General features: G+C 65.3%; 12 protein-coding genes. All 12 read right to left on the bottom strand.

All coding sequences use genetic code 11. The features are described 5' to 3' along the window. Positions 1-217: 217 nt before the first annotated feature. Positions 218-688 (bottom strand): low molecular weight phosphatase family protein, encoded by a 471-nt coding sequence (locus WCB02_RS18500; protein ID WP_423960209.1) that lies wholly within the window; start codon positions 686-688, stop codon positions 218-220. 46 nt (positions 689-734) lie between these two features. Next, the gene (locus WCB02_RS18505) at positions 735-1,232 is read right to left on the bottom strand and encodes a UPF0262 family protein (protein ID WP_423960211.1); all 498 of its coding nucleotides are present in this window, start codon (positions 1,230-1,232) and stop codon (positions 735-737) included. After that, positions 1,229-2,524: a histidinol dehydrogenase gene (gene hisD / locus WCB02_RS18510; protein WP_423960212.1), complete on the bottom strand. Its 1,296-nt coding sequence runs from the start codon at positions 2,522-2,524 to the stop codon at positions 1,229-1,231. The genes WCB02_RS18505 and hisD overlap by 4 nt, the downstream gene beginning before the upstream one ends. Before the next feature lie 233 nt (positions 2,525-2,757). Next, entirely contained in the window at positions 2,758-3,213 is a 456-nt protein-coding gene (locus WCB02_RS18515; RefSeq protein ID WP_423960213.1) for a DUF2948 family protein, read from the bottom strand. A gap of 95 nt (positions 3,214-3,308) precedes the next feature. Further along, on the bottom strand, positions 3,309-4,598 hold the full coding sequence (gene murA, locus WCB02_RS18520; RefSeq protein WP_423960215.1) for a UDP-N-acetylglucosamine 1-carboxyvinyltransferase: 1,290 nt from the start codon (positions 4,596-4,598) through the stop codon (positions 3,309-3,311). Positions 4,599-4,853: 255 nt separating this feature from the next. Continuing rightward, positions 4,854-5,513, bottom strand: a complete 660-nt coding sequence (locus WCB02_RS18525; RefSeq protein WP_423960216.1) for an NAD(P)H-binding protein — start codon at positions 5,511-5,513, stop codon at positions 4,854-4,856. A gap of 32 nt (positions 5,514-5,545) precedes the next feature. Beyond that, positions 5,546-6,487 carry an SDR family oxidoreductase gene (locus tag WCB02_RS18530; RefSeq protein WP_423960217.1) on the bottom strand — a complete coding sequence of 314 codons (942 nt, stop codon included), beginning with the start codon at positions 6,485-6,487 and terminating at the stop codon, positions 5,546-5,548. A 92-nt stretch (positions 6,488-6,579) separates the two neighbouring features. Continuing rightward, a complete protein-coding gene (locus WCB02_RS18535; protein ID WP_423960220.1) occupies positions 6,580-7,401 on the bottom strand; it encodes an alpha/beta fold hydrolase in 822 nt (273 codons plus the stop codon). Between the two features lie 93 nt (positions 7,402-7,494). Further along, entirely contained in the window at positions 7,495-7,992 is a 498-nt protein-coding gene (locus tag WCB02_RS18540; RefSeq protein ID WP_423960222.1) for a hypothetical protein, read from the bottom strand. Next, on the bottom strand, positions 7,989-8,201 hold the full coding sequence (locus WCB02_RS18545) for a hypothetical protein (protein ID WP_423960223.1): 213 nt from the start codon (positions 8,199-8,201) through the stop codon (positions 7,989-7,991). Before WCB02_RS18545 ends, WCB02_RS18540 begins: the two co-directional genes overlap by 4 nt. Before the next feature lie 94 nt (positions 8,202-8,295). Beyond that, positions 8,296-8,607: a UBP-type zinc finger domain-containing protein gene (locus tag WCB02_RS18550; protein ID WP_423960224.1), complete on the bottom strand. Its 312-nt coding sequence runs from the start codon at positions 8,605-8,607 to the stop codon at positions 8,296-8,298. Between the two features lie 10 nt (positions 8,608-8,617). Continuing rightward, positions 8,618-9,214: NAD(P)/FAD-dependent oxidoreductase (locus WCB02_RS18555; RefSeq protein WP_423960226.1), on the bottom strand; the 597-nt coding region annotated here is incomplete at its 5' end.

A 9,214-nucleotide genomic window follows, 5' to 3' on the forward strand; every position in this document is an offset into this window, starting at 1 on the left:
ATCACGTGTCACGCCTGACGCTGCCGCGTCCACCGCATCCTGCCCCGCGTCTCTGGACGATCCGGAACGCCCCTCTGTGGGACAGGATGGCGGGACTATGCAGGTGATTTGGGGTGAGCGTCAAGAATAATTTCTGAAAATCGGAAGACCGCTCTGGACCATGCCTCAGGATGACATCTGAAGGCTAGGACATGACGGGTTGCAAGGAATCGGGCGTCTAGTCGCTCGCGGCGCCGGTGCGGGCAAAGCGCCGACGGATGTGCGCGAGCAGCATGTCGCAGACCTCACGATAGGCGGCGAGCTTCTGTTCGCGATTGCCCTCCGCGCCGGTCGGATCCGGCGTCGGCCAGTATTCAACGTCGGCGGCCAGCGTCCGCGTCAATTCCAGCGCCTTGTGATGCGCCTCCGGCGACAGCGTGATGATGAGGTCGAAATTGAGCCCTTCCCAGTCCTCCAATTCGTCGAAGGTGATCGGCTTGTGGCTGGAAATGTCACGGCCGAATTCGGCCATCGCGGCAACAGCGAACGGGTCGAGCTCGCCCTTCTTCACGCCGGCGGAGCGGACATAGAGCGCCTGCGGAAACATCTGCTGCAGCAGGCCTTCGGCCATCGGCGAACGCACGCTGTTCAGGCCGCAGGCGAACAACACGGACTGCGGCATGCGCGCACGTGACGGCGGCGCAGCCATCGCGTTACGCTTTTGTCTTGCGCGTGATCTGGATCGGGATCATGCGCTAACCCTTCCAATGCAAGACAGTGATCAGCGTGAACAGCCGTCGGGCGGTCTCGAAATCGACGCGCACCTTGCCCTTCAACCGCTCCTGCAGCGTGCGTGAGCCCTCGTCATGGATGCCGCGGCGGCCCATGTCGATGGCCTCGATCTTGTCCGGCGTCGCGGTGCGGATCGCCTGATAATAACTGTCGCAGATCATGAAATAGTCTTTGACGATGCCGCGGAACGGCGTCAGCGACAACAGATGCGTCACCACCGGCGTGCCGTCCTCGCGACGGATGTCGAACATCAGCCGGTTGCCGGTGATGCCGATATGCAGGGTGAACGGCCCCAAGCCCTCGGCGCCCTCGGGCGCAAACAGGTTCTGCTCGACCAGGTCGTAGATCGCGATCGCGCGCTCATGCTCGATGTCGGGGCCGGAACGCCCGATCGATTCCTCGTCGAGCGTCACCGCCGCGATGCGATTGTTCGGATCTTCCTCTGCAGGCTGTTGGGTCATGGCAGATTGAGGCGCAGTCCCACCGAGCGCGCATGCGCGTCCAGTCCCTCCGCCTTGCCGAGCGTCATCGCGGCAGGCCCGAGCGCGCGCAACTGCCCGGGTCCGCATTTGAGGATCGTCGTCCGCTTCATGAAATCGAGCACGGCCAGGCCTGAGGAGAACCGCGCCGAGCGGGCCGTCGGCAGCACGTGGTTGGAGCCGCCGACATAGTCGCCGATCGCCTCCGGCGTATGCGCGCCCAGGAAGATGGCGCCGGCGTTGCGGATCTGCGCCGACAGCGCCTCCGGATCGGCGGTCATGATTTCCAGATGCTCGGCGGCGATGGCGTTGGCCAGAGGGACGGCCTCGGCGAGATCCTTGACCAGGATGATCGCGCCGAAATCGTCCCAGGAGGCGCTGGCGATCTTTTGCCGGGGCAGGGTCGTGAGCTGCGACGCCACCGCGCGCTCGACCTCGTCGGCGAGCGATGCGGAATCGGTGATCAGGATCGACTGCGCGCTGTCGTCGTGCTCGGCCTGCGCCAGCAGATCGGCCGCGATCCAGCCGGCATTGCCGGTGTCGTCGGCAATCACGAGCACCTCGGAGGGGCCGGCGATCATGTCGATGCCGACCTTGCCGAATACCAGCCGCTTGGCGGCGGCAACATAGGCATTGCCCGGACCGACGATCTTGGCGACCGGCGCGATGGTCGCGGTGCCGTAGGCCAGCGCCGCCACCGCCTGCGCGCCGCCGACGCGGTAGATTTCCGAGACGCCGCCGAGTTGCGCCGCCGCCAGCACCAGCGGGTTGAGCCTGCCGTCCGGCGCCGGCACCACCATCACCAGCCGTGTGACGCCCGCGACCGTGGCCGGCACCGCATTCATCAAGACCGACGACGGATAGGCTGCGGTGCCGCCGGGAACATAGAGCCCGACCGCCTCGATCGCGCTCCAGCGCCAGCCGAGCTCGACGCCAAGCGAATCCGTGAAGCGCTCATCCCTGGGCAGTTGCCTGAGGTGGAACGTCTCGATCCGGTCGCGGGCGAATTTCAGCGCATCCAAGGTCGTGGCATCGCAGGCCTTCGCCGCGGCCTCGATCTCACCCGGCGTCACGCGCAAGGCGGCCGCGTCCAGCTCGAGGCGGTCGAATTTTTTCGTGGCCTCCAGCAGCGCCGCGTCGCCGCGTGCCGCCACATCGGTGACGATCGCCCGCGCCGCAGCCTCGACATCGGCCGAAGCCTCGCGCTTGGCGCCGAGAAATGTCGCGAATCGTCCGTCGAAATCGGCGCTGGAGCGGTCTAGACGAATCGGCATGGCGATGTTCCGGCGGAATTCGGATGAGCCCACCTGCAATGGCGCGGCGGCCAACCGCCGTCAACCCCGCCTGCCGATGTCGTCCCGGCCAACGCCAAGCGGTCGCCGGGGCTCATGGCAGCGGCAGGCGTTTCGCGCTACGCCGGGGCCACATCCGATGTGACAACGAGGCGTGGGGCTACGAGGCCTGAGGTTATGGGTCCCAGCCTTCGCGGCGACAACACCAATTCTGGCTAAGTCCCGGGGCCCAGCGGCGGCTCGTCGTCGCCTGAATCGCTGGCGCCGAGATCGTCGGTCCCGAGGTCGGTCAATTCGCATTCCAGGCACTCGACGTCGAGCCGCAGCGCCCCGCCTTCGGTGAACATCAGGAGCGCGCTGCCGCCGGGCGCCTCTCCCGGATGGAACTCGATTCCCAACAGATCGAGCACAACCTCGGGCGCCGCGAGGTCGATGTTGCGGGACTTGCAGGCCAGCACCCGGTCGAAGCGCAGCGCCGCGATCAGACGGCGCGGCGCGGTCTCGCCAGCCAGCGTCTGCTCCCAGTCCAGCCGGTTCATGCCGATCACCAGCCGCTTCTCGCCCTGCCGCCAGACGATATCGGAGACCTGCACCCGGGCATCCTGGACATGCGCTGAAATCACCGCGAGATCGTCGGCGTCAAGAGCGATCAGCTTGAGTTGCGGCGACACCTGGAACTCCTCAGGCCCGAGCGTAGTGTATTCACAAAACCGCTGTCTACCCCCGGATCAACTCCGAGCGCATGCCAGCGCACAAGGCCATCCGGTCAGTCGCTGATGCGTTCGATCGAGGCGCCGCAGGCCTTCAGCTTGTCCTCCAGCCGCTCGAAACCGCGGTCGAGGTGGTAGACCCGGTTGACCATGGTCTCACCCTCGGCGGCAAGGCCCGCGATCACCAGCGATACCGAGGCGCGCAGATCGGTCGCCATGACCGGCGCGCCACGCAGCCGTGCGATGCCGTCGATCCGGGCGGTCTCGCCGTCGAGGCTGATCCGCGCGCCGAACCGCGCCAGCTCCTGCACATGCATGAAGCGGTTCTCGAAGATCGTTTCGGTGATTTCGGAGGCGCCTTGCGCGTGCACCATCAGCGCCATCAACTGCGCCTGCAGGTCAGTCGGAAAGCCCGGAAACGGCGCGGTCGAGACCGTCACCGGCCGGATGCCGGCGCCGTTGCGGGCGATACGAATACCGTCGTCGTTGACCGATATCTCGGCGCCCGCTGCCGTCAGCACATCGAGCGCCGATTGCAGGAGCTCGGGCCGCGCGCCGGAAAGCTGGACGTCGCCGCCGGTCATGGCGACCGCCATCGCATAGGTGCCGGCCTCGATGCGGTCGGGCAGCACGGCATGCTGTGCACCGTGCAGCTTGTCGACCCCCTCGACCACGATCCGCGACGTTCCGGCGCCCTCGATGCGAGCGCCCATCTTGTTCAAACAAGCCGCGACATCGGTGACTTCCGGCTCGCAGGCCGCGTTCTCGATCACTGTGGTGCCTCTCGCCAGGCTCGCGGCCATCAGCGAGACATGGGTGCCGCCGACCGTCACCTTGGGAAACGCGATGCTGCCGCCCCTGAGGCCGCCCGGCGCCTTGGCGATCACATAGCCGCCGTCGATCGAGATCTCCGCACCGAGCTTTTCCATCGCCATGATCAGAAGATCGACCGGCCGCGTGCCGATGGCGCAGCCGCCGGGCAGCGACACCCTCGCCTCATGCATCCGCGCCAACAGCGGCGCGATCACCCAGAAGCTGGCGCGCATGCGCGACACCAGTTCGTAGGGCGCGGTGGTGTCGATGATGTGGGCCGCCGAGATCCGCAGGGTCTGGCCCTGATATTTCTGGTCGCCGACCCGCTTGCCCACCGCGGTGATGTCGACACCATGATTGCCGAGAATGCGTTGCAACTGAGCGACATCGGCAAGCCGCGGCACATTGTCGAGGATCAGCGTGTCGTCGGTCAGCAGCGCTGCGATCATCAGCGGCAGCGCGGCGTTCTTGGCGCCGGAGATCGGGATGGTGCCGTTGAGTTTGCGGCCGCCGACGATGCGAATCCGATCCATGCCGATTCCTGCTTGTTTTGGGAGACAAATTGTAGGGGGAAGGAGGTTGCGGCAAAAGTCTCGAAATTTGCGGCGATTTCAAGGGCCCACACTGTCATTCCCGGCGCGCGCAGCCAGCTCGGGCCCGTCCGGGTTCGGCAATATTTTCCGTCCAAGTCGGCAACAGCCGACTTGGACGCGAACCCGGCATCTCGAGACGGGTCGGACAAGATCGAGATACCGGAATCGGTCCCGTCGAACGAGTCCGGAATGTCGTCACACCCGATTGATATCCTGGCTTTCCAGCACGCCCCTCGGATAACCGTCCCGCGCCACCTTGACCATGGCTTTCCCCAACTGCTCGGTGGTGGTCATGTAGCGGGGTGCGAGGCGGTGAACCAGCGACAAGAGCGGGGCGGTGGCGGCATAAAAGGCCTGAACCCAGGCGGTCTTGGACTTGACGCCATGCAGCGGCTGAATGCCGGCGGGGCGGAACATATAGGCCGCGCGGAACGGCAGCTTGAGCAGGTCGTTCTCGGTCTTGCCCTTGATGCGCGCCCACATCACCCGGCCCTGCTCGGTCGAATCCGTGCCGGCGCCGGTCACATAGATGAAGACCATGCCGGGATTGAGCCGCGACAGCGTCGCCGCGGCCGCCATGGTGATGTCGTAGGTCAAATGCCGGTAGCGTTCCTCGGTCAGGCCGATCGAGGAGACGCCAAGGCAGAAGAAGCAGGCGTCAAAACCCGCAAGCTGCGGTTCGATGCCCGAATAATCCAGAAAATTGCCGTGGATGATTTCGCTGAGTTTAGCATCGCGCTGCCCGGCCGGACTGCGGCAGACCGCGAGCACGCGTTCGATGCTGGGGTCGCGCAGGCATTCGCGCAACACGCCCTGTCCGACCATGCCCGTTGCGCCGAACAGGATGACTTTCATGCGTCTGCACCGCGCCTCGCCGCACCGTTCATTCAGGCGGCATTCGCCGCCTGATCGAAGGATATACCGGTCAAGCTCGCGGAGACATCCCAGAGCCGCGCCGACGCGGTCGCGTCTTCTGCCCGCGGCATGATTTTCGCCGGTGCCGGCGATCCCTTCAACTCATAGAACCAGTCCGGCCCGTAATAGCCGCCGCCTTTCGCCTCCGGCGAGATGGCGGCGAACAGGGTCGGCAGCGCGCCTTCGGCGGCCGACTGGCTGAAATAGGGCTGCACGAAGAGCCTGTTGATGTGCCAGGTCCAGCGGTCGAGGCCGGGCCCATTGGCAATGATGTCGGTCCGCGCATAGCCGGGATGCGCGGCATTGCTCATCAGGCCCCAGCCGGCGGCGGCGCTGCGGCGCTGCAGTTCGAGGGCGAACATCAGCATTGCGAGCTTGGACTGGCAGTAGGCCCGCCACGGCACATAGGACCGCGCGCCCTGCAGATCGCCGAAATCGATCCGCGCCATGCGATGCGCGAGGCTGGACAGGTTGACCACCCGCGGGGCATTGCCGCGGCGCAGCAGCGGAAGCAGCCGTGCGGTGAGCGCGTAGTGGCCGAAATAGTTGACGCCGAGCTGCATCTCAAAACCGTCCGCCGTGGTTTGCCGCGTCGGCAGCGCCATGACCCCGGCATTGTTGATCAACAGATCAAGCGAGTGGTGCGCGGCGGCAAAGCGCGCGGCGAAATCCGTCACAGATGCCAGGCTCGCCAGGTCGAGCGTCTGATAGCTGACCGCCGCGTCCGGCCGTTGCGCGCGGATTTCCCTGAGCGCGGCTTCGCCCTTGGCATGATTGCGGCCGGTGAGCACGACGGTTGCGCCGGCACGCGCCAGCGCCAGCGCCGTCTCGTAGCCGAGCCCGCCGGTGGCGCCGGTGATCACGGCAAGCCTGCCGCCCTGCGGTGGAATGTCTGCCGTGGTCCAGCCGGTCATGGTGATATCTCCGTCAAACGCCGATCGCCGTTGCGGACACCTGCCACCGGCGCGGCCGGTCGCCGCGCCAGCTTCCGGCCCAACCGAAAAATCTATCCCTTGATGAACGCCAGCAGGTCGGCGTTGAACTGGCCGGCATGCGTGGTGGCGAGGCCATGGGGCGCGCCGGGATAGACCTTCAAGGTCGCACCCCTGATCAGCTTCGCAGATTTCAGCGACGAGGCGACGATCGGCACGATCTGATCGTCGTCGCCATGCGCGACCAAAGTCGGCACGTCGATTTTCTTCAGGTCTTCGGTGAAGTCGGTTTCGGAAAACGCCTTGATGTAGTCGATCGCCGTCTTGTGGCCGGCCATCATGCCCTGCATCCAGAACGATTGGCGCACCCCCTCCGAGACCTTCGCGCCCGGCCGATTGTAGCCGTAGAAGGGCATGGTGAGGTCGAGGAAGAACTGCGAGCGGTTGGCGATGGTGGAAGCCCGAAGTCCGTCGAACACCGAGAGCGGCAGCCCTTCCGGATTGTTTTCCGTCTTCAGCATCAAGGGCGGCACGGAGCTGAGCAGCACCGCTTTCGCGACCCGCCTCGAGCCGTGGCGGCCGATATAGCGCGCGACTTCGCCGCCGCCGGTGGAGTGGCCGACATGGACCGCATCCTTCAGCTCGAGCTTGGCGACGAGTTCGGCGAGATCGTCGGCGGCATGGTCCATGTCATTGCCGTCCCAAGGCTGGCTGGAGCGGCCATGGCCGCGCCGGTCATGGGCGATGACGCGATAGCCGTGCTGGCCGAGGAACAGCATCTGGGCGTCCCAGGCATCGGCCGTCAGCGGCCAGCCGTGCGAGAACACGACCGGTTGGCCGGCTCCCCAGTCCTTGTAATAGATCTCGGTACCGTCTTTGGTCTTGATGGTCGGCATAGCGTAAGCCTTTCATTAGGTTGATCAGCCCCGTTGGTCAGCCCATCGTCTCGCGCTCACCCTCCGCGCACTTCAAAGCTTGGTTATCGCAACCTATGCAGATAGCGGCTTGAACCGCCGCACCTCGGCCGCGATCACGACGACGAAGAACACCAGCACGATGCCCTGCACCACGGCGAAGGCCGGCCCATTGGGCGGATTGCCCGGCGCCAGCTCGTGCAGCGATGGTATCTTGAGGAAGGCCTGGACGATCAGGACGAACATATTGAGATACAGCGAGGCCAGCGCCGTCACCACATAGATCCAGCGCCACGGCCCTGACACCTGCATGACATAGAGTGCGACGCAGGCAACGGCCAGCAGCACCAGCGAGAGGATCGCGATCATGTGCGAGGGCAACAGCTGCTCGAACGGAAACATGAAGCCGGTGACATTGGTCAGGATCGTGAACAACAGAAAGATCGCGGTCAGACCCGGCATCGCCTTGGAGCCGAGCATTCCGAACATCACCACAAGCCCGGCGACGATCGCGATCAGGCTGATGACGACATGGACCATCGTGAACGTGGACAGGCTCATTCCCAGCATCATGGCACGCGCTCCAGTTGCAGAACCGGATCGATGCTAAGACGCATCCCGGCAAATTTCCACGTCACGCCGGCCACAGAACCGCAATTCGCCCCCGCCGCAACCAGCGGGAAACGCAAATGTGATGGCCGAGCCGTTGCACAAACGTCACGAATGGCGCCAGCACCCAACATGCCGATTTCGACGGTCGCAAAACTCCAAAACTTCGGCATCACTTGGCGCGGCCTTCGTCCATCCAGCAGATTGATTGAAGCGCTCGACGAGCACGCTGCATCGCGAGGCTCGTCTTTACCGCTCGATACGTCTTCAATAATAGCGCGGGATCGGACCGTTGTGTGGCGTCTTTCGGTCCGACAGATCGAACAGCACCTCATCGACGTAGCACCAGCCCCAGCCTTCCGGCGGATCGTAGCCTTCGATGATCGGATGACCGGTGGCATGAAAATGCCGGGTGGCGTGCTTGTTGGGCGAATCGTCGCAGCAGCCAACGTGACCGCAGCTGCGGCAGATCCGCAGATGCAGCCACACATCGCCGCTCTTGAGGCATTCCTCGCACCCCAGGGCGCTCGGCGTGACGGTGCGGATGGTGGCGATATGCGTGCAGCCCGTTTTTGCCATGCGTGCCCTGCTACAATGTCGGCGTCGCGGTGTCGCCGAGAAAGCCGTGCAGCGCCGCCACCACCTGTGCGCCCTCGCCGATTGCGCCGCCCACCCTTTTGACCGAGCCCGAACGCACGTCGCCGACCGCGAACACGCCCGGCACCGAGGTCTCGAGCTGCGCCACGAGCCGGCCCTGGTTGAGCTCGGACTGCGCGCCGGTCACCACGAACCCGCCGCGATCGAGCGTGACGCCGCAGCCGTCGAGCCAGGAGGTAGCGGGATCGGCGCCGACGAACAGGAACAGATTGCGGATGTCATGGCTCATCTCTTCGCCGGACAGCCGGCTGCGCCAGCGCACGCGCTCCAGCGAGGCATCCTGGCCGCCCTCGAGCCCGACCACCTCGGTATTGAACATCAGCTCGATATTCGGCGTCGCCTCGATGCGCTCGATCAGATAGCGCGACATGCTGGCGCCCAGCCCGCCGCCGCGGATGATCATGGTGACCTTGCTGGCGTGGCCGGAGAGAAACACCGCGGCCTGGCCTGCGGAATTGCCGCCGCCGACCAGCGCCACCTCCTGCGCCGCGCAGAGCCGCGCCTCGATCGGCGAGGCCCAGTACCAGAC

The organism is Bradyrhizobium sp., from assembly GCF_049581145.1.
Classification (GTDB): Bacteria; Pseudomonadota; Alphaproteobacteria; order Rhizobiales; family Xanthobacteraceae; genus Bradyrhizobium.